This window comes from Acetobacter farinalis (assembly GCF_011516935.1).
GTDB classification, from domain to species: domain Bacteria; phylum Pseudomonadota; class Alphaproteobacteria; order Acetobacterales; family Acetobacteraceae; genus Acetobacter; species Acetobacter farinalis.
This window is the reverse complement of sequence record NZ_WOTF01000008.1, coordinates 1-24,222: the sequence shown is the minus strand read 5'-3', so window position 1 is coordinate 24,222 and position 24,222 is coordinate 1. Positions and strand designations below refer to the sequence as shown.

The 24,222-nt window shown below is 60.1% G+C and carries 19 protein-coding genes and 1 tRNA gene; 4 read left to right on the top strand and 16 right to left on the bottom strand.

The window, feature by feature from the left end:
• Positions 1-94: 94 nt before the first annotated feature.
• The 3 genes from GOB82_RS08470 to GOB82_RS08460 are packed head-to-tail and all read right to left on the bottom strand — an operon-like array spanning position 95 to position 3,975.
• Complete coding sequence (locus tag GOB82_RS08470; RefSeq protein WP_166122089.1) at positions 95-793, bottom strand: PqiC family protein; 699 nt, start codon at positions 791-793, stop codon at positions 95-97.
• Positions 794-796: 3 nt separating this feature from the next.
• The gene (locus tag GOB82_RS08465; RefSeq protein ID WP_265794515.1) at positions 797-2,503 is read right to left on the bottom strand and encodes a PqiB family protein; all 1,707 of its coding nucleotides are present in this window, start codon (positions 2,501-2,503) and stop codon (positions 797-799) included.
• The gene (locus GOB82_RS08460) at positions 2,500-3,975 is read right to left on the bottom strand and encodes a paraquat-inducible protein A (protein ID WP_166122087.1); all 1,476 of its coding nucleotides are present in this window, start codon (positions 3,973-3,975) and stop codon (positions 2,500-2,502) included. Before GOB82_RS08460 ends, GOB82_RS08465 begins: the two co-directional genes overlap by 4 nt.
• Positions 3,976-4,146: 171 nt before the next feature.
• Here GOB82_RS08460 and GOB82_RS08455 point away from each other — a divergent pair.
• Positions 4,147-4,222, top strand: a tRNA-Thr gene (locus GOB82_RS08455).
• A 386-nt stretch (positions 4,223-4,608) separates the two neighbouring features.
• Here GOB82_RS08455 and GOB82_RS08450 read toward each other — a convergent pair.
• From GOB82_RS08450 to GOB82_RS08400, 11 genes are all read right to left on the bottom strand, one after another.
• Positions 4,609-6,291, bottom strand: a complete 1,683-nt coding sequence (locus tag GOB82_RS08450; RefSeq protein ID WP_166122085.1) for an ArnT family glycosyltransferase — start codon at positions 6,289-6,291, stop codon at positions 4,609-4,611.
• Complete coding sequence (locus tag GOB82_RS08445; protein ID WP_166122083.1) at positions 6,285-7,040, bottom strand: glycosyltransferase; 756 nt, start codon at positions 7,038-7,040, stop codon at positions 6,285-6,287. Before GOB82_RS08445 ends, GOB82_RS08450 begins: the two co-directional genes overlap by 7 nt.
• Positions 7,041-7,066: 26 nt before the next feature.
• On the bottom strand, positions 7,067-7,561 hold the full coding sequence (gene atpF / locus GOB82_RS08440) for a F0F1 ATP synthase subunit B (RefSeq protein ID WP_265794524.1): 495 nt from the start codon (positions 7,559-7,561) through the stop codon (positions 7,067-7,069).
• A gap of 33 nt (positions 7,562-7,594) precedes the next feature.
• Positions 7,595-8,176, bottom strand: coding sequence for a F0F1 ATP synthase subunit B family protein (locus GOB82_RS08435; RefSeq protein WP_166122159.1), 582 nt, complete (start codon positions 8,174-8,176; stop codon positions 7,595-7,597).
• A gap of 46 nt (positions 8,177-8,222) precedes the next feature.
• A complete protein-coding gene (locus GOB82_RS08430; protein WP_003624142.1) occupies positions 8,223-8,447 on the bottom strand; it encodes an ATP synthase subunit C family protein in 225 nt (74 codons plus the stop codon).
• A 53-nt stretch (positions 8,448-8,500) separates the two neighbouring features.
• Positions 8,501-9,250 carry a F0F1 ATP synthase subunit A gene (locus GOB82_RS08425; RefSeq protein ID WP_166122079.1) on the bottom strand — a complete coding sequence of 250 codons (750 nt, stop codon included), beginning with the start codon at positions 9,248-9,250 and terminating at the stop codon, positions 8,501-8,503.
• Positions 9,251-9,308: 58 nt separating this feature from the next.
• Positions 9,309-9,608: an AtpZ/AtpI family protein gene (locus GOB82_RS08420; RefSeq protein ID WP_166122077.1), complete on the bottom strand. Its 300-nt coding sequence runs from the start codon at positions 9,606-9,608 to the stop codon at positions 9,309-9,311.
• 134 nt (positions 9,609-9,742) lie between these two features.
• Complete coding sequence (gene ftsY / locus GOB82_RS08415; protein ID WP_166122075.1) at positions 9,743-10,687, bottom strand: signal recognition particle-docking protein FtsY; 945 nt, start codon at positions 10,685-10,687, stop codon at positions 9,743-9,745.
• Between the two features lies 1 nt (position 10,688).
• Entirely contained in the window at positions 10,689-11,933 is a 1,245-nt protein-coding gene (gene mtaB, locus GOB82_RS08410) for a tRNA (N(6)-L-threonylcarbamoyladenosine(37)-C(2))-methylthiotransferase MtaB (RefSeq protein WP_166122073.1), read from the bottom strand.
• The gene (gene dapF, locus GOB82_RS08405) at positions 11,930-12,754 is read right to left on the bottom strand and encodes a diaminopimelate epimerase (protein WP_166122070.1); all 825 of its coding nucleotides are present in this window, start codon (positions 12,752-12,754) and stop codon (positions 11,930-11,932) included. Before dapF ends, mtaB begins: the two co-directional genes overlap by 4 nt.
• 109 nt (positions 12,755-12,863) lie before the next feature.
• Positions 12,864-13,265: a VOC family protein gene (locus tag GOB82_RS08400; RefSeq protein ID WP_166122068.1), complete on the bottom strand. Its 402-nt coding sequence runs from the start codon at positions 13,263-13,265 to the stop codon at positions 12,864-12,866.
• Between the two features lie 174 nt (positions 13,266-13,439).
• Here GOB82_RS08400 and GOB82_RS08395 point away from each other — a divergent pair, with 174 nt between their 5' ends.
• On the top strand, positions 13,440-15,386 hold the full coding sequence (locus tag GOB82_RS08395; protein ID WP_377792250.1) for a hypothetical protein: 1,947 nt from the start codon (positions 13,440-13,442) through the stop codon (positions 15,384-15,386).
• A gap of 114 nt (positions 15,387-15,500) precedes the next feature.
• Positions 15,501-17,267: a DEAD/DEAH box helicase gene (locus GOB82_RS08390; RefSeq protein ID WP_166122066.1), complete on the top strand. Its 1,767-nt coding sequence runs from the start codon at positions 15,501-15,503 to the stop codon at positions 17,265-17,267.
• A gap of 68 nt (positions 17,268-17,335) precedes the next feature.
• Here the strand turns inward: GOB82_RS08390 and GOB82_RS08385 are convergent, their stop codons facing one another.
• Positions 17,336-18,010: an apolipoprotein A1/A4/E family protein gene (locus tag GOB82_RS08385; RefSeq protein WP_166122064.1), complete on the bottom strand. Its 675-nt coding sequence runs from the start codon at positions 18,008-18,010 to the stop codon at positions 17,336-17,338.
• A 149-nt stretch (positions 18,011-18,159) separates the two neighbouring features.
• Between GOB82_RS08385 and GOB82_RS08380 the strand changes: the two genes are divergently transcribed.
• On the top strand, positions 18,160-19,722 hold the full coding sequence (locus GOB82_RS08380; RefSeq protein ID WP_166122062.1) for a S10 family serine carboxypeptidase-like protein: 1,563 nt from the start codon (positions 18,160-18,162) through the stop codon (positions 19,720-19,722).
• 53 nt (positions 19,723-19,775) lie between these two features.
• Here the strand turns inward: GOB82_RS08380 and GOB82_RS08375 are convergent, their stop codons facing one another.
• Positions 19,776-24,110, bottom strand: a complete 4,335-nt coding sequence (locus GOB82_RS08375) for a Hint domain-containing protein (RefSeq protein WP_166122060.1) — start codon at positions 24,108-24,110, stop codon at positions 19,776-19,778.
• Between the last annotated feature and the right edge of the window lie 112 nt (positions 24,111-24,222).

Genomic DNA, 24,222 nt, shown 5'->3' with positions numbered 1-24,222 from the left:
TTTATTGTCTTAAGCTGAGCAGCAGGCCTCAGCATCCGGGTAATTCCGCCGCCCTCCCCCTCACGGGAAAGGGCGCACGAAAAGAAACCCGGACTCAGCGCCGATGAGAGAGGCTTGAAGCGGACATCTGGCTCTGGCTGTCCGGCACAGGAGGCATCATGCGCAGTTGCGCCGCGGCCTGATCAGCCAGTTGCCCCAGAAGCTGGCTGAGGGTCTCCACCATCCCCATGGTGCCGGAGGATACCGGCGGAGCCTGCACCAGAACCCGCTGCATATAGATCTGCCCGTTTGTGTCGGGTGCGCCCGCCTGTGCCGCTTTTACCGAAAGAGCGGCTTCAATCTGCACCGTGCCGGAAGGCCCCGCGGAAAAGCGGGTCACGGAGAGTTCCACATAAGCCTGTGGCTCGATGGAAACCGCATCATTTTCCGCAAAAACGTTTGTGCCCGGCAGGCGTTGGGCCAGATCCCCCGCAAGGGCGCGGCTGATCTGCCCGGCAAGAGAGTCCCCCCACGCATCATTGGCGGCAACACTCAGCCTGTAGCCGGTATCGGCTGTTACAATGCGGTCCCTGTCCAGCCCGGATGCAATGGTGGGCTGGCGCACCTCAACAAACCGCGGGCCACCCGATGCAGGCTGCCCCGGCACAACGGAGAGTGTGTAGAGCGCAGGCCCGGCCCCGCTGGAGCAGGCCGTGAGCGTGGTGGCCATCACACCCAACCCCACCGCACCGAGCAGCAGGCTGCGGCGGGGAAGGAAAGCCTGAAGGCCGCGTGAGGAAGAAAACTGCGTCATGCTTTACCGTCCCGATATCAGCGCGGTGGGGTGGTTTGTCAGGAACTCGGACAGGAACCGCAGGGAACGCGCTGCCTGACTGAGCTGGATCACCATCGCCTGAAGGTTCCGGTGGAAATCACTGTTACCGCCATAGCTTGCCAGCAGGCGGTTTGCGTTCTGCAGGGTCTGGTCCAGCGCGGTCACCATTTCAGGCAGGCGCTGCATCAGAGGGTGAAGGCCGCTGTTGAGCTGGCCGCTGAGCGCCTGAAGATTCTTCAGGGATTCCTTCAGGCTGGCCAGAGACTGCTGGACATCCGGGCCGGTCAGGGTTTTATCGACATGGGCCAGCAGATTATTGGCATTCACGCCAATCTGCTCAAACGGCATATCAGCCAGACGCCCCGCCACGGTGGACAGGGAATCCATAATCCCGCTCATGCCCCCTGCCTGACTGGGGATCACGAGCGTCTGCCCTTCCATCGTAGTTTGGGCTGGCGGTGCGTTTTTCACGAAATTCAGCGAGATCATGCTCTCACCCGTCAGCAGGCTGGCGCTGTCGGTCGAGGCACGCAGGCCGTTCTCCACCAGCGTCCGGAACATGTCCGGCAATGCCTCGTGGTGAATTTCCTTGGCGGAGAGCACACGTTCCGGCTGGATCTGCATCCCGATCCGCACACGCGGGTGGCCTGTTTTCTGGTCCAGATCAAGCTTCACGCTAGTCACGCTGCCAATCTGGATTCCGAACATGGTGACCTGACTGCCCGGTACCAGCCCCTTGACGGAGGAGGTGACATACGTCGCCAGTGGCACACGTTCATGGTAGCCGGCGCTTTCGGCGTCTTCCTGGCTGTCGTACAGCCTGAAAACAGTATCCGCCGGAGCTTCCTCTGTCGTCTGACCTTTCTCCTTTTCCATCGGCAGGCCAAACGCCACCCCGCCGGAGAACAGCGCCTGAAGAGACTGCATCTGCACTTTCAGCCCCCCTGCGCCAAGCCCGACCTTTACGCCGGAAACACTCCAGAAGCGGGTATCTGGGTACAGATAATGATCATACGGCTCCCGCACAAAAAGCTGGATGAGAATAGGCCCGCGGCCACCAGGCGGCATGGTGTAACCCAGCACTTCCCCCACATCCACATCACGGAAGAAAACAGGAGCCCCCTGCCCGATAGACCCGATGGTGGGGGTGATGAGGGTATAGGTCCGGCCCGGTTGGCCAGACCGCACGCCGGGAGGCGCTTCCAGCCCGCGGAACTCCGTCACACGGCGCCCCTTGCCCTCTCCGGCACCATCCAGACCGGGGTCAAACGCGATATAGGCGCCCGACATCAGCGTCTCCAGCCCGGTGATGCTCGCACCGTTGATACGGGGCCGCACCACCCAGAACCGGGCCTTGTCCGTCAGCATGGGGCCGGAGCCGGCATTCATGCGGATCCGTACATTCACATGCCGCAGGTCATCTGTCAGGGAAATCCCCTCCACGGTCCCCAGCACCACGGCCTTGTTCTTCACCTGCGTCTGGCCGCTTGTCAGGCCATCCGCCGTGTCAAACATCACCGTAATTTCCGGCCCGTTATTGGCAAAGCTCTTCCATATCAGAAAGCCGGCAATAAGCACCGAGAGAACGGGAATAATCCAGATGATGGAAAACCGGATACGGCGCACGGTGGCATCTGGCATCGTGCAGTCATACTCGTCGGGAGATTGATGGTTATTCTGTCCGTTCACGCCCTGTCCGGCTCCATGTTACCCAGATATGCACTGGTCTGTGCGGCCTGCTCCCTGTGCCCGACATCGCCGGGGCCCTGAGCAAAGGCCGTATCGCCATTTTCACCTGCGGCATCCCACATCAGACGCGGGTCAAACGTGTGGACCGCAAAAATTGTCAGCACAACAACGGCGGCAAAACACACCATACCGCCGTTCGCCGTAATACTGGCCATATGGTTAAACCGCACCATAGCAACCAGAATAGAGACCATAAACACGTCAATCATGGACCAGCGGCCAATGATATCAATGATACGATAGACACTGGACCTGAAAGCCAGAGCCTTACGAGACCTGAGCCGTGTGGTTATGACCATGTAGGACAGGCCGACAACCTTGAGAACCGGCACCGTCACGCTGGCAAACAGAACCAGCAGGGAAAGCGGGATCATTCCCTCCACCCATAGCTCGATCGCCCCTTCCACAATGGTATGACCTGTGCCCGCCCCCATGCGGATAACGGTCATGACCGGATAAAGATTGGCGGGCAGATAAAACACGATGGCTGAAATCAGCAGCGCCATGGTGCGGCCCATGCTCTCCGCCTTGCGCCGCCGCACCACATGCCCGCAGCGCGGGCAGTGGCCCGCTGGCTCCGTAGCGGAGACCGGATGTTCAAACTCCAGCACCAGCCCGCAGGAAAGGCAGGACACCCGGTTGGCGGAAGGCATCAGCGCCTCTTCCCCCGTCGACACAAAGCGCAACGGCAGGCGCGGGCCTTTCATGAGCCGCATATACGGGTCAATCCGCCGGTGCTGCCAGATGAGTTCCGTATCCAGCGTGGCATCTGTCGCGGCCATGGAGACCATCAGCCCGGCCACCAGATAAACCGCGGCACCCACCTCCACAAACGCCAGATCCACCAGCTTGGTGTAGGCCACGAACACACCCAGAATATAGACTTCCACCATGGACCAGGGGCGCAGCAGTTCATACCACTTCATCAGATGCAGCACCCAGGACGGCAGGGTGGGCCGTAGGGAGGCTGTGAGAATCATGCCCATCATGGCAATCGCAATGCCGGGGGCCAGAATGGTGGCAATGGCCACCAGCACGCCCACTTCCCCCCAGCCTTCGTGCAGGAGTTCAACCGGACCTGTGAGAATATCCACCGTGCGCTGCCGCCCGTAGAGGTCCAGCATCATCAGGGTGGAAAACAGCATGGCGAGATACAAGGCCGCAGAGGTAATGCAAAAGGCCAGCGGCGTTGCGATAGGTGCGGTTTTATTACGCCGGTCCAGACACTGGTTACAGCGTGTGCAACGCGCCTGCGTGCCGGGTGGAAGCTCCGGCAGCCTCTGGATCAGGCCACAGCACGGACACTCTATCACACCCTCAAGAACCTGAACGTGCCGGGTGTTATCCACCGCTGTATCCTGAACAGGCATTACGGCTTCACGCATCAGGGCGGTAAATTGCGACACGCTCATGATGCCAACCTTAGAACGAAAAAAAATTCAACGTAATAGCCATCTCACAAGATTGCAGCCATGCGGGGATAAGACAGGCGTACACACAGGCCGAAATATCTTCTGTTTCCCCGCCTTTCCCCGTTGCGTTTCCTGAACTGCTATGATACCCAGCCCCTCGAAAGTGAGTATGCCCGCTTAGCTCAGTTGGTAGAGCACGTCATTCGTAATGATGGGGCCGGTGGTTCGAATCCGCCAGCGGGCACCACTTTCATATCTCCCTGAAAATAGAGATACCGCGCCCGTTGAGGATACCGCCTGAAGGCGCTTCAGCAACACTCTGGTGCGCTTTTCCCGACTTTATAGGCGTTCCCGGGCTTTTCATACCCCTGCCACCGTCCGCCGGAACAGTGCCGACGTGCTGATGCGTGCCAGAATAAGCACCGGGGCGTTCATCCGGCCTCGTTCTCAACCGGCTCACGCGGCTTTCCATACAGTAGAGTTGTTCAGGAGTGCTGTCTGGAGCGCGGCTTCGGCCCCGATGTGGAGCACTGTGGAGATCCCTGCTCCAGCCCTTGGTTCCAACCTCTTTCCCGGCTTTTTTCTGGGCCTGTTTTGGGCCTCTCTTCTGGCGCGGGCGTGAGGCCCCGGACGTTAGCGGGGTGTCAGGCCATACAGGCTGATGGTCAGATGATGCCCGTTTGAATAGTTCATCCCGGTCACGGAACCATAGGTTTGCACACGGCTGCGGGCCGGGCCGAGTGCGGCAAGAAAGGCCTCGCTGTCTTTCACATCCACCAGAGCGACCGCGCAGGCTTCATTGGCCTGCATCCGGCGCGCGGCATCTGCCGCTCCTTCCAGATGCACCTTGCCCCCCAGCAGGAACACAAGGCTCGGCTCGGAAAAAGAGACGGACGATACTTCCATCTGCCCGCACGGGCGATGCGCCGTGACCAGTGCCGTCAGGCGCGGAGCCAGCCAGATGCTGTGCAGACGCGGCACCACAACCGTGAACAGCCCGATATACAACAGCACGGCGGAGGCCACGCTGGCCAGCAGGGCCTTGCGCAGCTCCGAGCGGCAGATGAACACAACGGAAAGGCCGACAAGTGGCAGGGTTCCCGCCGCCAGAATCAGGGCCGGCAGGGAGAGGGTATGCTCCAGCGTCCACACCAGTACCGGGCCAGCCAGAGCAAGCGCCACACCAACAGCGGTCCAGAGTATGCCATAAGCCCCCAGCGCCAGACGCGCCCAGACAGCGCGGGGCCAGCCCGCCCACACAGGAGCCCCCTGCGCCAGCATGCCCGCAGTCAGAATGGCAATGGCCGGATAAGTGGGCAGCACATAATGCGGCAGCTTGGTCGCAATGGCTTCAAACACCACCCAGTGCGGAATGATCCAGCACAGCAGGTATCTGACAGACAGAAGCGTGCGGCTTTTCAGCACGGCAGGCAGCGCGGCCGCCGCAAAGAACGAGCCCGGCCAGAAGGCAATCAGAAACACCAGAAGATGATAGCCGGGCGGCAGGCCATGCGCCTGCTGGCCGGAAGCCACCTTGCCCAGAAAATTTGTGCCCACAGCCCTGCGGAAAAACTCGCCATGGCTGACAACACCAATCGCCACGCACCAGGGCAGCAGAATGGCCAGAGAAACCAGCCACCCCCATGCAGGCCGAAGCCTGCGCCACAGGCTGAAATTCCGCTCCACCGCGGCCAGGCACAAAGGCGTGGCCAGAGACGGAATAAGAATAACCGGCCCCTTCAGCATCAGGCCGCAGCCAATGGCTCCCCAGTAGAGCAGGGCTGTCCGAAGAAACGTCGGGCGTCCGGCTTCACGATCACACAAAGCCCGCAGCAGGGCTGCCTGCGCCAGCACCACACTGAGCAGCAGGGTGGAATCAATCGTGCCCATCCGGCTTTCCGCCGAGACCAGCACGGACACCATCAGCATCACGCCCGCCGCAAGCCCGGCTGTTGCGCCAAACAGGATGGAGCCCATCCATGCTGTCAGCACCACAACGGCAGACATGGCCAGCAGGGAGGGCAGGCGATACGCCCATACCGCACGGGTTTTCAGGGTGCCTGTTACCGCGACGGATGCTGCTTCCAGCCAGTAAATTCCGGCAGGCTGAAGATAGCGGGGTTTGTCCTGAAAGCGGACATCCACAAAATTTCCGCTTTCCAGCATCTGGGCCGTCGCTTCCATATAGCGCGGCTCATCACGGTCAAACGGTGGGGTGGAGGCCCGCCCCGGCAAGAAAAGGAAAAATGCCAGCAGGCCGAGCAACGCCAACCCACGCCGGGAAAGAGGGTGCTGGCCCCAGCGTGAGCCTAGCATTCGCGAACCGAGCGCGGCAGGCGCGTGCGGTTCCGCAGCCAGATCACACCCAGCAGATCCCGTATTCCCACCAGCGCACGGTTGAAATTGGTATATTTGGACTGCCCGTGCAGGCGCGGCCGGTGTTGAACCGGGTGGCACACCAGCGGCACACCATAAGAGGCAAACAGCGCGGGCAGAAAGCGATGCAGCCCTTCAAACTGGGGCAGCTTCAAAAATGCTTCGCGCTGGAAAAGCTTGATGGGCGCGCCCGTATCCGGGCACTCATCCCGCAGCAGGCGGCGGCGCAAGCCATTGGCAAACCGCGTTGCGAACCGGCGGGACCATCCATCCCGGCGCTTTTTGCGCACCCCCACCACAAGAGGCGGCACGCCATTGGCGGCACGGGCTAGCCGCAGCAGGCCAATCAACTCACGCGGGTCATCCTGACCATCCCCGTCAATCGTGGCAATCCATTCGCCACGCGCGGCGGTAATGCCTGTGCGCAGGGCGGCGGACTTGCCACAGCAATGATCATGGGAGAGGACACGCAGGCCGGGTAAAACTTCGGCCCGCATTTTCTGGAGGACAGCTACGGTATCATCCCGACTGCCGTCATCCACAAAAACAACTTCAGTCTCTGGCAGATGCACACAGGCTTCCGCCAGTTCCTGGCAGACAAACGGGAGGTTATCCCGTTCATCCAGAACGGCAATGACAATGCTCAGAACCGGACTATTATCATTCCGGGAAGAAGAGAGCGCGTTCAAGCCTGATCAATCAACAATCAGGGCGCTCAGGCAACGCGGCGCGCAAGAGCGGACGGCAGATCGGCAATGGCCCGATCGACCAGTTCTTCTGCCTTCTTCGGGTCAAGAGACTGACCAATAACGCCGCGTGCGGCCTCAACCGCCACATCCACGGCAGCCTGACGCACTTCCTTGATAGCGGCGCGTTCTACCGCTGCAATCCGGTCACGTGCCATCTGTTCATGGCGCTGCACGGCTGCTTCGGCTTCTGTACGGGCTTTTTCAGCCAGTTCTGCCGCATGGTGAAGAGACTGCTCAACCATGGAACGGGCTTCCACCAGAGCCTGCTCACGCTCACGCGTGGCGTCTTCCAGCATCTGCTCGGCTTCCCGACGGAGCTGGGCAGATTCATCCAGCTCACTCCGGATGCGGGCCGCGCGGCTATCCAGCACGGCTGTGATAGGTGTCCACAGCCTGCGCCAGAAGAAGGCGAAAAACAGAACGAAGGAAACAGCGAACCAGAAACCCGCTTCGTGAAAAATGCCAGACATGACTACAAGTTCTCCCGAAGCCGGTCAGATATTCTGGTGCGCGGTAGCACCTTCAACCTTCTGCGCCACAAGCTGGGCATCGGGTGTGGTACCTGTCAGGCGGGAAACGAGCGCCTGTGTTGTATCGGCCGCAATTTCTTTGAGTGTACCGAATGCACGTGCTTTTTCGGCAGCAACGCGTTTTTCCGCATCAGCAATTTCTGCTGACAGGCGCGCATTGATTTCTTCCAGCTTCTTATCCGCAGCACGCTGTTCTTCATCCAGCGCTTTCTGAAGATTGGACTGGGCTTCAGCCATGGCATCCTTACGGGCCTGCTGAAGTTCCGCCACGGCTTTGTCCGCATCCTGTTTTGCAGCACGCGCAACATCGAGATCACCCGAAATACGCTTGCTCCGGTCTTCCAGAACACGACCAACGCGCGGCAGCATGATCTGGCTCAACGCCAGATAAAAGCCCAGGAAGATCACAGCACCCCAGATTACCTGACCGGTAACCATGGGGTTGTGAAAATCGAGCTGAGGCATCCCTGTGGCGTGTGCACCAGGTGCAGCCATTACCAGAAGAGACACGCCGGATACCGTAGCGAACAAACCGGCACGGACCATCTTCATCATGACACCCACAGGAGAGCCTCCCTTTCCCTGCCGTTTATTAGACGAAAAGGATCAGGAACGCGATGAGAAGCGCGAACAGCGCGATAGCTTCTGTCAGCGCGAAGCCCAGCATGCCCAGACCGAACACATGCGGACGGGAAGCGGGGTTACGAGCAATGCTGCTCACCAGCGTTGAAAAGATGTTGCCGAGGCCGATACCAACGCCGGCGAGGGCGATCACGGCGATACCTGCACCGATTTCCCGGGCTGCAGCGATGTCCATATCAGTCACTTCCTTGTTAAAAAGTACAGTTCAAACGAAACGGGCAAAGCAGCTCAGTGAGCCACGGCCTCCCGCAGGTAGATGCAGGTCAGGATGGCAAACACGTAGGCCTGCAATACACCAACCAGCAACTCAAGAGCCACCAGCGCCATGTTAATGGCAATAGGCCCTATCGCAAACACATCACCCACCACGCCAAAACCGGCGAGCATGATGACAAAGCTTGCGAAAATATCGAACATGACATGCCCGGCGACCATGTTTGCAAACAGTCGGATGGACAGGCTCACGGGGCGAGAGAGAAAGGACAGGATTTCAATCGGGATCAGCAGCGGCGCGAGATACATGCTGGCACCAGCCGGCATGAAATGCGCGAAGAAGCGGAACCCCTGCGCCCGGAGCGACACGATCACCGTCAGCAGGAACACCATGACCGCAAGGGCCAGGGTCACCGCAATATGGCTGGTGAAGGTAAAGGAGAAGGGCAGCAGGCCGATGTAATTCCCGGCCAGAATGAAGAAGAACAGCGTGAAGATGAACGGGAAGAAGGCAGCGCCTTCCGGTCCGATCGTATCCACCGCCATGCTGCGAATGAATTCGTAGCACACCTCGGCCGCAGCCTGAAACCGGCCAGGCACGACAGCAGCAGGACGCATGCCGAAATAGAGGAACGCCAGAACCAGGCACGCGGCCAGGATCATGTAGAGAGGTGACTGACTGAAGCGCAGTGCCTCACCAAGCCCGCCAAGAACGGGACGAAGCTCGAACTGACCAAGTACGTCGATACTGGAACCGCCCGCCAAAACCGTTCTCCCACTTCACCGGACCCGGGCTGCTCCGCCGGGCCTTCAGCTTTCCAACTTACTGTTCCGGTGGCTTTACGAGCCGCCAGACATTCAGCACTCCTGCACTTCCGCCCAGCAGCGCGAAGATGATCAGGAAGATGGCACGGGTATGGAACCAGCGGTCCAGACCCCACCCAGCAGCCACCCCAACAACCAGAGCAGAAATCATTTCTGTCCCGGCCCTGAGTGCCAGTGCAGGCAAGGATTGCTCTTCCTTGTCAACCACACTGACTTTCTGCCCTTCTTCCAACTGACCGGCCCGGCGTTCCGCCTCTCTCAGTCGTTTGGTAAAGGACTCGTCGCTGTCTTCACCCATACTTCGCACCTCCAAGAAGGGTGCAGGCGCTTGCTAACGGCGCTGCCATATCCTGTCAAGGAAGCATAAGTAGCACCGGGGGGAAAATCCGTCACCTGTGCAAAAAAACTACGCCCCGCACCCTCCTGCCATGATCAGGACGCCGCTTCGGCCTCTCCTTCCGGCAGACCGACCAGCCCTTTGGCAAAATCCTGCGCGGAGAAGGGCCGCAGGTCTTCCGCCTGTTCCCCCACACCCACGGCATGCACGGGCAGACCAAAACTGTCCGCCAGCGCCACCACAATGCCGCCTCGGGCCGAACCGTCCAGCTTTGTCACCACAAGGCCGGTCACGTTCACCAGCTCACGGAACACGCGCACCTGCTCCATGGCGTTCTGCCCGGTTGTGGCATCCAGCACCAGCAGAACGGAATGGGGAGCTGTCTCATCAAATTTCCGCATGACGCGAATAATTTTGGCCAGCTCTTCCATCAGGGCGCTTTTGTTGTGCAGGCGGCCCGCTGTATCGACAAACAGCAGGTCCGCATCCTGCGCCTTTGCCTGCTTGAGGGCTTCAAACGCCAGTCCGGCGGCATCCGCGTTTGGCGGGCCGGCAATCACCGTGCAGCCAGTACGTTCACCCCATACCTGCAACTGCTCCACAGCCGCGGCCCGGAAGGTATCACCCGCCACCAGCATCACTTTTTTACCCTGATCGGTAAAATAGCGGGCCATTTTTCCAATGGTTGTGGTCTTGCCGGTGCCGTTCACCCCCACCATCAGCACCACATGCGGCCTGTGTGCCGGGTCTGGCGCAAACGGGATGGCAACCGGCTCCAGCACGCTGGCGATCTCGTCCGCCAGGGCGCTGCGGATTTCCGCATCGCTCACCTCTGTTCCAAAGCGGGTGCGGCGGAAGGACTCAATAATCCGGCCGGCAACACTCGGGCCGAGATCCGCTGTAATCAGCAGGTCTTCCAGCTCTTCCAGCGCTTCATCATCAAGTTTCCGTTTGGTAAAAACCGATGTCAGGCCGCCGCCCAGTTTCTGCGTTGAACGGGACAGCCCCTTTTTGAGGCGTGAAAAAAAACCTAGCGCCATCTCAAACCCTTTCCGCCAGCAGGCCCGCGGCATCCACCGCTACAGCCCGCAGGCTGATAATCTCGCCTGCTTCTGCCTCACCTTCCGCAAGGCGGACGGGGGCAAACTGTTCACTGTGCCCGGATGTGGGCGTTTCCATCAGCACCCACAAAGTCTGGCCAAGCAGGGTGCGGTAATACCGGTCGGCTGCTTCGGCCCCCACCTCCCGCAGGCGGGCCGCCCGTGCCTTGCGTTCCGGCACAGGCACCGCCCGCATCCGAGCCGCCGGGGTGCCCGGCCGCTCGCTGTAGGGAAAAACATGCAGATACGGCACGCCCTGCTCCGCCAGAAAGGCGCGTGTTTCTTCAAACAGCGCATCATCTTCGGTCGGGAACCCGGCAATCACATCCGCGCCGATCCCGATATCGGGGCGCAACGCACGGGCCCGTGCGATAACCCGTGCCGCATCTTCCGCCAGATGGCGGCGCTTCATCCGCTTGAGAATCAGGTCCGACCCGGCCTGAAGCGAGAGGTGCAGATACGGCATGAAGCGCGGCTCGTGCTCCAGAAGCCGCCAGATATCCTCATCAATTTCCACCGGATCAACCGAGGAGAGGCGCAGGCGCTCAAGACCCGGCACCAGCCCCAGCACACGGCGGCACAACTGCCCGAGGGAGGGCTGCCCCGGCAGGTCACCGCCCCATGAGGTCATGTCCACCCCGGTCAGCACCACTTCCCGATAGCCCGATTCGACAAGGGCGCGCACCTGCTCCACCACCACGCCCACCGGAGCCGAGCGGGATGGCCCCCGCCCGAATGGAATGATGCAGAAGGTACAGCGGTGGTCACACCCCTGCTGCACCTGCACAAAAGCCCGTGTGCGGCCCGCAAACTCCGTGACGAGATGCGCTGCCGTTTCCTTCGCGGCCATGATATCCGACACGGCACGCGGTTCGTTCATGGCGGCGGGAGCCCAGCTTTCCGCTTTCAGCTTTTCCTCGTTCCCCAGCACGCGGGTCACACCCGGCAGGGTGGCCCAGCGGTCCGGGTCGATCTGGGCGGCGCAGCCTGTCACCACGATACGGGCCGCCGGGTTATCCCGGTGTGCACGGCGGATGGCCTGCCGGGCCTGCCGCTCCGCCTCACCCGTTACGGCGCAGGTATTGACGATAATTACATCGTTGAGGGCAGCGGCATGCTCGCGCATGACCTCGCTTTCCCATGTATTCAGCCGGCAGCCGAATGTCAGAATCTCAGGGCGTGTCATGAAGCGTATGTGGCCAGATCCACTGTTCCCTCAAAGGCTGTTGCCGTTGCGCCGGTCATCAGCACATGGCCTGCCTGCGGGCCGCTTTCCACCCATTCAATCTGGAGCAGGCCGCCATCCAGCTCCACTGTGCAGCGGCGCTGCACCAGCCCGCGCCGCACCGCGTTCACCACCGCCGCGCACGCACCGGACCCGCAGGCTTCCGTCACCCCTGCCCCGCGCTCATGCACCTTCAGGCGCATGTGTTCCGGGGTGTCTATTCTGGCAAAACCAATATTGGCGCGCTCGGGAAAGAGCGGATCATGCTCCAGCGCATGGCCGTGGCTGAGCATCGAGAAATCTTTCACAAAAAACGTTGCGTGCGGGTTCCCCATGGAGGCCGCCGCCGGGTCTCCTTCCAGAGGGAGATGGAGTGTGTCCATCTCTACCGCCAGAGGCACGGCCTGCCACTCCAGGCGCGGCACCCCCATATCCACCGTAACCAGCCCATCCGCCTCGATCCGGGCAGGCAGCGTTCCGGCCCGTGTCTGCAGCACCGGCCTGCGGTTGCCCGTCTGCCGGAAAATCAGTTCCGCAACGCAGCGGGAGGCATTGCCGCAGGCTCCGGCTTCCGAGCCATCCGGGTTGAAAAACCGCACAAAGACATCCGCCCCCTCGGCACAGGCCGGGCGCAGCGTCACAAGCTGGTCACACCCGATCCCCCTGCGGCGATGCGCCAGAGCGGCAATCCGCGCAGGAGTGAGGGGGAGGTGGCCAGCACGCTCATCAAGAATGACAAAGTCATTCCCAAGCCCGTGCATCTTGAAAAAGGAGGTCTGCATAGGGCGCCTTATAAGGCAGATCAGCCCCCAATACCATTGCGGAACAGCCCTCCGCCGTGCGTAACCCCTGACTTTTTACACGGCCCTTCAGAAGACGCGGCGCAAAGCTTTAGAGAAAGCGACCCGCTTCACCACGTTGCAGCACTTCAATCTTGTACCCATCCGGGTCGGTCAGGAAAAAGAACGTGCCGATAACGCGGCCATCATGTTCCAGCGTCTTGATGGGTGTCGGGGCAAGACCCATGGCGTCCACACGGGCATGTTCGGAGGCCAGATCCGCAACGGATACGGCCAGATGCCCGTAGCCGTCCCCCAGAACATACGGCTGTGTGCGCCCGTGATTGACGGTCAGTTCCAGTTCAAACGTCTGCTCATCATTCGCCAGATAGATCAGCGTGAAGCTTTCAAACACCAGCCGCTCAACCGGCCTGAGACCCAGGGCGATGTCGTAAAACGCCAGAGAGCGCTGTTCTTCAAGAACCCGCACCATGGAATGAATCATTTTTGCCATCACACACGCCCCTTCAAATTCATGTGGCACCAGCGCCACCCAAAAGGTGCAGTGCTCATACCGCCGAAGTCCCTCCTGCTGAAATTATTTTTTAAAAAAATACTCTTTACGCAGCCCGCGCCAAAATGGTTTCAAACAGTAAATAGACAAAATTCAGGGGTTATATTTAAAGAAATGACGAGTTTTTCTCTTCTGCCAGCTCCGGCCATGCGCCAGATGCGGACGTGGCTGTTTGTCGGCACCATTCTGGCGCCAGGGCTGGCAGTCACCCAGCTTTGTGGCACGGCCCGCGCAGCAGAAGATGAAACGGCATCCCTGGAAGCACTTGAACGCCAGATGGCGCATATTCAGGAAGAACAGAAAGCACTCCAGAAAACCCTTGTTGTCATGCAAAAGCAGATTGCCGCCCATCGGGCCGCGCTGACGCATGGGGGCAGCGGGGCCGCCACACGCTCCGCCATGGACAGCAGCAGCCACCGTACACTTACAGCACGAAACGCTGCATCCGGCGCGTCTGCCGGCCACAAGGGCTGGTCTCCTGAAACCGGGCCAGACACCGACACGGGTGGACCGGGCATTGAAACCGCCATGAACACCACCCCGCATCGCACGGGCCACCATGCGACAGGCCCCGATGCGCAGCCCGTTTTCTCCGGTGCGAATGACCGCCCGGATGTGGAAGCCGTGATTGGCCACCGCGCGGAAGATATGGTGTCCCGTATTGCCGAAAACAGTGTCGGCCCGCATGCGCGTGAAACGGTGGGCGCTCAGGCCGCCGGTGCACTGGGCGACCACGGTGTGTTCCATATGGGGCCTGTCACCCTCATTCTGGGTGGCTTTCTGGATGCCTCCGCCGTGGTGGCAAACCGCCATACGGCATCCGGCACGTTCAACTACTGGCAGGCCATGCCGTATCCCAACGAATCCCGCTACCACACCAACAACTTTGAAGGCAGCGCCCGCTACAGCCGTATCTCGCTCATGGCCCGCGGGAATGTGGACGCGCACTCCACCATTTCAGGCTTCTTTGAAATGGATTTCGGGGCCGGTGCCGCCACGACTGACGCCTATGAAAGCAACAGCTACGCCTTCCGCCTGCGGCAGGCGTACCTTGCTTATGATAACAGTGACCTGAATTTCCATTTCCTCGCGGGGCAGGCATGGAGCATGCTCACGCCGGGCCGTATCGGCATTGTTCCGCGCCAGGAAAGCCTGCCGGAAACCATTGAATCCTCCATGCTGGCGGGCCAGACATGGGCACGGCAGCTCCAGTTCCGGTTCGTGAAGGATTTCCTCCAGCACCGCCTGTGGCTGGGCCTGTCCATTGAAAATTCCGCCACGCTGTATGACACCACCGGCTTCAACAATGCCGATGGCACTGTCACACTACCCAATGGCAAGATTGCCACCATCAGCAGCAATGGCACGGGGCTCACGAACGATGCCCCCTTCTCCAACGAGATCGCGCCAGACGTAATCGGAAAAGTGGCGTGGGACCCGCATTGGGGCCATTACGAAGCCGTGGGTATCCTCCACTTCCCGCATGACCGCGTTGCCTCTCTGGGCCAGGGCCACAACAATACCGCCATTGCGGGCGGCGGCGGCGGCTCCATGGTGCTGCCCATCATTCCCCACAAGGTGGAGATGCGTCTGGCCGGTCTGGCCGGGATTGGCATTGGCCGCTACGGCTCCGTGCTGCTGCCGGACGCCACGCTGAAAACCAACGGCGATATCGCCCCCATCCCCTCCATACAGGCCACCGGCGGCATTATTGCCCACCCCACGCCGCGAGTGGATGTGTATGGCTTCTTTGGCTATCAGGAAGCCGGGCGGCGCTATTCGAACTATGGAAGCGGCGCGTACGGCTATGGAAACCCGAACTATTCCAACGCTGGATGCGAGACCGAACTCTCCACACTGGGGTGCACCGCCAACACCCGCAGCGTGATGGAAGCCACGGTTGGCGCATGGTACCGGTTCTTCAAAGGGCATTACGGTACGGTGGAAGCCGGAGCCCAGCTTGCCTACTCCCGCAGGGATGCCTGGAAGGGCCAGGGCGGCGGTCCGGATACGAGCATGAGTCAGATATTTCTGGACTTCCGTTACCTGCCGTTCCAGTAACACAGCAAGCTTACCTGTAAGCGCTCAGGGCAAAAGTTCTCCGGCCAGGCCTCTGGTCATTTATGCGGGGAACCTTTATCCCCCCATAAATCTTGTTGCCTGGACCTAAGTAAAATGCCTTTTCAGAATGCCCCCGTCTCTCTTGCGAGCGCTCTTGCCGCTCGTGGGTACGCTTCCGCAACCCCAGTTCAGGCCGCCGTCCTGGCCCCTGATGCCGAAGGCCGGGATCTTCTTGTTTCAGCCCGCACCGGCTCAGGCAAAACCGTTGCCTTCGGGCTGGCGATGGCGGACTCCCTGCTGGATGACAGCGGCCGCTGCCCCCCGCCGGGCGCGCCGCTGGCTCTGGTGATTGCCCCCACGCGTGAACTCGCCCTTCAGGTGCGCAATGAGCTGGACTGGCTCTATGCAAAAACCGGTGCCCGCATTGTCTCCTGCGTTGGTGGGATGGAACCCCGCACGGAAGCGCGTGCGCTTTCCGCTGGCTGCCACATTGTGGTCGGCACGCCGGGGCGCCTGTGTGACCATCTCTCCCGTGGCCAGCTCAACCTGTCCGCCCTGCGCGTTGTGGTGCTGGATGAAGCGGATGAAATGCTGGATCTGGGCTTCCGTGATGAGCTGGAAACCCTGCTGAAAGCCGCACCGACCGACCGCCGCACGCTTCTGTTCTCCGCCACCATCGCGCGGGACATTGCAAATCTGGCCCGCCGCTACCAGCGTGATGCCCTGCGCATCGACACAGTGGGCGGCAACACCCCGCACACAGACATTTCCTACCGCGCGATTCTGGCAGACCAGTCCGACATGGCAGGCACCATTATCAATGTGCTGCGCCTGATGGAGTCTCCCACCGCCATCGTGTTCTGCCACACGCGTGAAGCCGTGCGGCAGTTGCAGGGGATCCTGACGCAGCGGGGCTTCTCTTCCGTCGCCATTTCCGGTGATCTCGGGCAGAACGAGCGCAGCCGCGCCATTGAAAGCCTGCGCCATGGTCAGGCGCGTGTCTGCGTGGCGACAGACGTTGCCGCCCGCGGCATTGATATTCCCGATCTTGGTCTCGTGATTCACGCAAGCCTGCCGTCCAACCCCGCCACCCTGCTGCACCGTTCAGGCCGCACAGGCCGCGCCGGGCGCAAGGGCACCTGCGTGCTGCTGGTGCCGCCCGCACGCAGAAGGCTGGCCGAACGCCTGCTGGAAGGCGCGAAAGTCACGGCAGAATGGAGCGGTGCCCCGACTCCGGAAGATATTGCCAAAGCGGATGCGGAACGCCTGCTGTCCGCACCGGCACTCTCCATTGCCGTACCGGAATCCGGCGGCATGCATGAGCTGATCACCAAGCTGACGGAAAGCCATTCCTCGGACCAGCTTGCGGCAGCCCTGATTGCCATGTGGCGTTCCAGCCTTCCCGAACCCGCCAACGTGCGCGTGCTCTCCCCCGGCTCTGTCAAGAAAGCGCCGCGTGAGAGAACCCGCCGTGATGACGAGGAAGGAAGCAGCCGTGAACCGCGCGAGCCGCGTGAATCACGCGAGCCGGGCGCCTGGTTCCGTCTGTCTGTTGGCCGTGAAGACCGCGCAGATCCGAAATGGCTGGTGCCCATGCTCTGCCGTCTGGGCGGTATCCGTAAACAGGATATCGGCGCGATCCGTATTCAGCCGGACCATACTCTGGTGGAAATTGCACAAGACAAGGCTGAGCGCTTCCAGTCCTGCGCCGCCGGAGCGGATGCGGATGAAATTACTGTCGAACCCGCAGCCGCGCCGCGTCAGGGTGCGTCCGGTGGCCGCCCGCCGCGTTCAGGCGGTCCCGGTGGCCGTCCGCCCCGCAAGTCTGGCGGTGGCTTCAGCAAAAGCGGCCCGTCCAGCCGGAAACGCAAAGACTTCTGATCTTTCAGGCCCAAAAAAAGGCCCCTTCCTTTCGGGAGGGGCCTTTTTTCTACCTCAACCTTGAGCCCTTAGAGTTTGGGCACGGTTGTCATCTCCTTCAGACCAGAATTGAAGCGTTCTTTCTGGTTCTTCCAGGCGTTTTTCGCGTTCTGCCCGGCTTTGTTCCACTTGTTCTGGGCGTTCTTGCCGACATTCGTCACTCGGTCACGCTGGGCTTCCAGCTTCTTGCGCGTTTCTTCGCTCGCGTTGTTCCATTTGTCTTTCGCGTTCTGCTCAGCATTCGTCACGCTGTCGCGCTGCTCTTCCAGCTTCTGGCGAGCTTCCTCGGTCGCAGCGTGCGCCCTGTCTCTCGCGCTCTGAACAGAATTCGTCACGCTGTTGCGCTGCTCTTCCAGCTTCTGGCGAGTGGCCTCGCTCGCATTGTTCCATTTGTCTTGTGCGTTCTGCGCGGCATTCGTCACGCTGTCACGCTGGGCTTCCAGCTTGCTGCGAGTTGCATCAGTCGCATTGTTCCAGCGGTTCTTCACGTTATCCTGTACGGACTGACCGGCATTTTTCAGATTGGATGAAAATTGGTTTGCATCAGTCTTGACGGCATTGCGCGTATTCTCCACTCCCTGCTGCACCTGCTGCTGTGCGCAGGATGTAAGGGAGAGGCACGGATCAGCATAGGCGGCGGTGGCAGAAGCCAGAACCGTTGCCAGAGGCAAACCCATAACGGCGATTTTCCGAATGAACTGCATAAGTATTCCTTCCATGATTCCTGATGATCATCAGGAAGACAGGGTTTTCTAGACTTGGAATTTGTCAAAAAATGGCCAAACTCGCCTTAATGAGCCAGAATTTCTTCCTACCCACTGCATCTTTTTTTGTGTTTGGAGACTAAGCCCTTATGTCCTATCTTTCTTTACTCTACAAACACACAAACAGACACAGAGCGCCTGCCGGAATTGCCCTGGCAACCGCTCTGTGCCTGTCTGCCGCTCCGCTATACGCTGCTCCGTCCCCACAGCCAACAGCGCCCCATACCCAGGCTCCGAAAGAGGCGCCCAAAGACTTCCAGGGCGCAGCCGCCATGCTGCCGGACGATGCCGTAACACATCACACAGACACGTTCGCAGGTCACAAAATCAGCTACACCGCGCATGCTGGGACCGTTGTGCTGCGTGATGACGCTGGCAAACCAACCGCCCGCATCTTCTATGTCGCGTATACGCAGGATGGAGCAGATCCTGCGCGGCGGCCGGTCTCCTTCTTTTTCAACGGCGGGCCGGGTGGGGCCACGGCCTACCTGCATCTGGGGGCTGCAGGCCCCACAGCGCTCACCTTCCCGGCAGGAAACCCGACCGACGGCGCAAATGCCCGGCTGGGGCTCAACCCGGATAGCTGGCTGCCCGATACGGACATGGTCTTTATTGATGCCCCCGGCACAGGCTGGTCCGTACCGACAGACCCCAAAACGGCGGACAAAACCTTCTACGGCGTCAAGCAGGATGCGCAGGCGTTTGCCAAAACCATTCAGCTCTGGGCCAGCACCAATGGCCGGCTGATCTCCCCGCGTTACCTCGTGGGGGAAAGCTATGGCGGCATTCGCTCCATTGAGGTGGCCGCAGCGCTGGCGCAGCAGCAGAACATCATGGTGAACGGGATTGTCATGATCTCGCCCGCGCTGGACATGGGGCTGCTGGATACCAGCAACAACATTCTGGCCTCCGCTCTCGTGCTGCCTTCATTTGAAGCCGCGAAACTGGCCATGCAGCACAAGCTAGCCCCTGAAACCGCGGCACGCCAGCTTGATGAGGCCTACCATTATGCGCTTGGCCCGTACCTCTCCACTTTGGCCAACACACCTCCCACCGGTGATGCCGCACATGATTTTTATCAGGATGTGGCGACCCATACCGGCCTGCCGGAAGATGTGATTACCAAGGAACGCGGCATGCCGCAGCCGGGTGCGCACGATGTCCGCAGTCGGGATGGACGCCTCTACACCCTGTATGACGCCACGGTCTCCATTGCCGACCCCTTCCCCGAGGGTGTGGACAACAGTGACAGCCCGGACCCGACCCTGGCTGGCTTTGGGCGCGCCTATGGCAGCGCATTTGAACACTATGCGTCCAAAACCCTGAACTACCAGACGGATCTTTCTTACGAACTGCTGAACATGAAGGTGAACGCCGCGTGGGATTTCAGGGGAGAGGGAGAACCCGTTGCCCACCAGATTCCGGTTCTGCGCCGCCTGCTGGCCCTGAACCCGACCCTGCGCATCTTTATTGCCAACGGCTATTATGATCTGGCCTGCCCGTTTGCCAGCGCGCGCTGGGTTACGGAGCATATCCCCGTGGGCCGCAACCGCATCAGCCTGCACACCTACCCCGGTGGCCACATGCTCTATATCCGCCCGGACAGCCGCGCCGCCCTCTCCCGCGATGTCCGCGCCTTCCTGAGCCCCTGAGAGTATTTTCAACACAAAGCTGGAGCTGGCGTTACGCCAGCTCCAGATGTGCTTCAGCCCACCAGCACCTTCATCCCGTGTGATACGGGCTGAAGAGCCGCTGCCAGTGCCTGCTGCACCAGATCTTCCGTCCAGCCTTCACGCAGGAAGGCGCGTCCTGCGCGGCTCATGCTGGCATGGGTTGCGGGCCATTTGTGCAGGCGGAGAACCTGATGCGCCAGATCTTCCGCGCTCTCCTGAACCAGACCACTCAGCCCCTTCGGCAGCATCAGCCCTTCAGCCGCAACCGGCGTCATCACGCACGGCACACCTGCTGCAAAACTGTCCAGCACCTTCCCTTTGATACCCGCCCCGAACCGCAGCGGCGCCACGCTCAAGCGTACACTGTCAAACAGGGCATCAAGATCTTCAACCTGCCCCAGTGTTTCCACACCCCGGCGCGCCAGAGCATGAATACTGTCTGACATTTCAGCCCCTGCCAGAAGACAGGAAATAGAGCGATCCTGCTTCCACACACGCGGCATGATCTCTTCCACCAGCCAGCGGGCTGCGTCCGCGTTCGGGGTATGGGCATAATTTCCAAGGAACACCACACCAGAGCGTTTGGCAAAGCCCGGAACACGGGCTCGCGCCGGCACGGACCATGGCACCACATGCACATTGGCCTGCGGCACATCAGCGCGAATCTGCTCAGCTTCCGTCACGGAGTGAGTCAGCACCACATCAGCCTGAAGCATGGAGGCATATTCCGCCAGCTTCATCCGCTGCGCACGAACCAGCACTTCCGGCCGCTGCTGCACTTCAGCCTGACGCATCAGACGCAGGAAGTGCAGATCGGCAACGTTATACACCACCCGCGCCTTTTTCTGGTGCATCCGCACAAGGGCGAGGTAGCGTGTCGCGTTTTCGGCACGGTGCAGATACACCACATCAAAGCTGCCAGCCTGACGACGCAGGACATCTTCCACAGAATGATAGACCGGGCCGGTCAGCATCTTCACGCCCGGAGCCCCCTTCAGGCTGGTGTCTCCAGTCATCTGGTCTGCGGCCACAAAACTGACCTCATAGCCCAGCGCCTGAAACGCCTGCATGTGAGACATCACAGCATGAGACCCGGCATCACGCCCCGTATCCGGGCGTTGGCTGTCAATCATCAGCACGCGACGACGGGGCGGCACCGCGGCAGACGCCAGCCCGCGCCGCTTGCGCAGCCCCTGAATGTCACGCTCAGACTGCCCGCTATCCGCCTGCGCTCTGGCCTGCGAAAGCTTTTCCACCTGCCCGAGCAGGAAGGACAGGATGTGATCCTGATCGCCCTTATCGGACACCGAGGCCACAGCCCGGCTCACAACGTCTTCCAGAGCAGGGTCAAACGCACCGACCGGATCAATCACATGCGGCTTGCCCAGCATGGCACCATCCTGCTCACGCCGGACCTCCAGCACATGCCGGGTAAAGGGTGAGAGCATGGCAGGGAACAACACATCAAACCCGCACTGCTCTGTGGGGCTTGCTCCCGCATTGCGCACGTCCGGCCGCAGGGCATTGGCCACCACGGAGGCAACAAGCTGGCCATTATCCAGCACCTGCAAGGCCACCGGCACGTCCGGTGTTGCCGGGCTGAAAGCCCAGCCTGTCAGACGGTCCCGGCTGACAGTATCCACGTATCCCTTCAGCGGTGTGGAAGGACGAGGCACAATGACAGCATGAGTGCCCTGAATGTCTGCCTGATCCAGCATCCAGGGTGTATTGGCCAGCGCCACATGATCTTCCACGCGCCGAACTTCCAGCACATGCCGCTCCAGAGGGGAAAGGCCACCCGGCACGTCAAACACAAACCCGCAGGCTCGGCCAAGGTCGGCCCGTGGCTGGTCCGCCAGCACTTCACCCAGCACCACACCGCGGTCGAGCACCTGCAAGCGCACAGGTTTGCGGGTTTCCGGGTTACGGGCCCAACCTGCCAGACGGGTGCGGGTTACACTGTCCAGATAGCCTTCCAGCGGCCCCGTACCCAGCGTTTTCCTGCCTGCCAGCACATTCAGCGTTTTGCGGATGGCATCCAGACGCGCCCCTTCTTCAATACGTGGGGCGTAATAAATAACCGGCTCCTGCACGGCATCGGGATACAGCCGGGCATAATCAGCCGCATTGTGGAACATGCTGCGGGAGCCATCATCCACAAAGGTTTCCGACTGCGCTCCATTGGCAAAAATAACGTCATGGCTTTCCAGCTCGATGTGGAAATACGCCACTTCATCCATAGCCTTGGCCTGCACAATGGAACGGCCATTAACCAGTGCTACGGCAGGCACCAGAACGCCCTCAAGATACATGGCATGCAGAGGAGAGACGGACAGATCCTGCCGGGGCAGGTTTTTCCCCAAAGACCCGGCACGGAACACAACCGGCAGAACATCCCGATTTCCCGCAGCAAACTGCCCGGAATACGCCCGCCGCCCGATCCAGCGAATGGGGCGGAAACCATGGCGCAGTGTGCGAACCTGATCACCAATTTTCAGATGTTCAACCGGCACTTCACCACGGTCCGTATCAATCAGCGTGCCGCGGCAATAGCAGGGCGTACCTTCTTCCAGCTCAAACAGACCTGTACTGCCATCAATCAGAGCAACCTGAAGAAGCTGGTCCGGTGTGCCATTGATGGTGAGAGTCTGGATGTTCTGCCCACCCTGATCACTGATGGTCAGCGTATTGCCGCTTACAGTAAATTGTGAGGGTTCGGTGCTGTTGGCCCATGACTGCAATCTGGCGCCGATATCAATGGTGTCATTCTTCAGCGTGGTCGTGCCACTATCGAAGATCTGCAGCACCGAGCCGGACGTGATGTCTGTATTGGTCAGCGTTCCGCCATATTCAACACAAACAAGACTGTCCTCAAGCACCATGTGATCAGCACTGCCAATCACATCCACAGATCCATTCTGCACGGTATCACCAGACGCAACACCCGTCCCACGGATCTGTTCCTGAGCTCCTCCCTCAATCGTATTGCCGACCGCAGAGACTGTTCCGCCCAAGTTCGTGAACGGAACACTCCCGCTCTGCCCGATGATAAACTGGGCATTGGTGCCTGAGATGGTGTTGCCGGAAACCATCGAACTCCCACTGGCTACCACCAGTGTTCCATCAGACACTGTTGTGCCCGTGACAGTATTGCCCGTGCCAACACCGACCAGATAACCACCGGACAAAACGGTTTCCGAGCTGACAGATGCATTGCCGTAGAGATCTTCCTCCCCGGCGATACTATTCCCGGAAGCAGTTGTATTCTCTTGCAGAATGGAAAGACCCTGCACGCTCGTTGCAGACAACGTCCCACCATTAAAGACCGTCACGACCGCGCCGCTGGCAATCATACTGCTCGCAAGCACCGCCCCGGAAAACTCTACTGTTCCCGAAGCACCGGAGAGGAGCGTTTCTGACGTGGCAAGACCACTGACATTCACGTCAAGGTTCGCACCGGAAGAAAAAACATCCCCTCTTGCCTGGCCACCATAAGTTGTCTGAAGCTGGCCACTGGAAATAATATTCCCCGAGAGCAGGCCGGACGATGTCGCGACGAGAATCCCGCCAGACAAAACCTGCGTGCCCGAGACGACCGCCCCAACCCCGACAGCATCCAGTTCGGCACCCGAAAGCACTTCTCTGTAAGCCGCACCACCTGAACTGACAACACCCAGCACGGAAGACCCGATCAGGATATCATTTCTGGCAACACCTCCTGAAAGCACTAAAGTCTGTGCTGAATTAAAAAGAGTGTTTGCAGAAATAATCCCCCCACCGGAGGCAATAACCATACTATTATCGTTAAGAATATTCTCCTGCACCAACCCACCGGAGCTGGTATGTGCTTGTGCAGAACCCTGAAAAACATTCCCTGAAACAAGACCACCAGTGCTCGCAACAGCTTTAGCTGTGTCGTAAAAAGTATTCCCTGAGGCAATCCCGCCTGAAATGGTCTGAATTTCACTAAAGCCAGATGCAATATTGGCAGACGCCAGCCCACCACTCTGAGCAACAATAATGCCCCCATTCAGTGCATAACTGCTTTCAACGATAGCGCCTTGCTCGGCCGCACCCGCAGCGGCCCCAAGACCGGCAACAGTTTCACCGCGGGCCACGCCACCGGACATGACGACTTCCTGCCCGAAAGAAATCGTGTTTCCGGAGGCCAAAGCGCCAGAAAAAACATCAATCTTGCCGCCTTGCAGCACATTTCCTGAAACCAGACCGCCAGAAGTGGCCGCGACCACGCCCCCAATAATATTGGCTGAGGAAATAACCGCACCATTCGCCAGAGCATCTATCTCTCCAGCCGTCACCCGCGCACCGCTATCCAGACCGAAGTTCCGAACGAGGCCTCCAATCACCTGGAGGGATCGAAGAACCGTTGATTGATGTGCTTGGCCAGTAATTTCTGGGTTTTGGCGATTTGATTGACGGTTTTCTGGAGAGCTTTTGATCTGCGTTTTGAGCAGATCA

What these genes read in the sequence shown, in the direction of transcription:
- GOB82_RS08470 (WP_166122089.1), bottom strand. Translation starts at nt 793, where the DNA reads ATGACGCAGTTTTCTTCCTCACGCGGCCTTCAGGCTTTCCTTCCCCGC.
- GOB82_RS08460 (WP_166122087.1), bottom strand. Translation starts at nt 3,975, where the DNA reads ATGAGCGTGTCGCAATTTACCGCCCTGATGCGTGAAGCCGTAATGCCT.
- GOB82_RS08450 (WP_166122085.1), bottom strand. Translation starts at nt 6,291, where the DNA reads ATGCTAGGCTCACGCTGGGGCCAGCACCCTCTTTCCCGGCGTGGGTTG.
- GOB82_RS08435 (WP_166122159.1), bottom strand. Translation starts at nt 8,176, where the DNA reads ATGGTCCGTGCCGGTTTGTTCGCTACGGTATCCGGCGTGTCTCTTCTG.
- GOB82_RS08430 (WP_003624142.1), bottom strand. Translation starts at nt 8,447, where the DNA reads ATGGACATCGCTGCAGCCCGGGAAATCGGTGCAGGTATCGCCGTGATC.
- GOB82_RS08420 (WP_166122077.1), bottom strand. Translation starts at nt 9,608, where the DNA reads ATGGGTGAAGACAGCGACGAGTCCTTTACCAAACGACTGAGAGAGGCG.
- ftsY (WP_166122075.1), bottom strand. Translation starts at nt 10,687, where the DNA reads ATGGCGCTAGGTTTTTTTTCACGCCTCAAAAAGGGGCTGTCCCGTTCA.
- mtaB (WP_166122073.1), bottom strand. Translation starts at nt 11,933, where the DNA reads ATGACACGCCCTGAGATTCTGACATTCGGCTGCCGGCTGAATACATGG.
- dapF (WP_166122070.1), bottom strand. Translation starts at nt 12,754, where the DNA reads ATGCAGACCTCCTTTTTCAAGATGCACGGGCTTGGGAATGACTTTGTC.
- GOB82_RS08400 (WP_166122068.1), bottom strand. Translation starts at nt 13,265, where the DNA reads ATGGCAAAAATGATTCATTCCATGGTGCGGGTTCTTGAAGAACAGCGC.
- GOB82_RS08395 (WP_377792250.1), top strand. Translation starts at nt 13,440, where the DNA reads ATGACGAGTTTTTCTCTTCTGCCAGCTCCGGCCATGCGCCAGATGCGG.
- GOB82_RS08390 (WP_166122066.1), top strand. Translation starts at nt 15,501, where the DNA reads ATGCCTTTTCAGAATGCCCCCGTCTCTCTTGCGAGCGCTCTTGCCGCT.
- GOB82_RS08385 (WP_166122064.1), bottom strand. Translation starts at nt 18,010, where the DNA reads ATGCAGTTCATTCGGAAAATCGCCGTTATGGGTTTGCCTCTGGCAACG.
- GOB82_RS08380 (WP_166122062.1), top strand. Translation starts at nt 18,160, where the DNA reads ATGTCCTATCTTTCTTTACTCTACAAACACACAAACAGACACAGAGCG.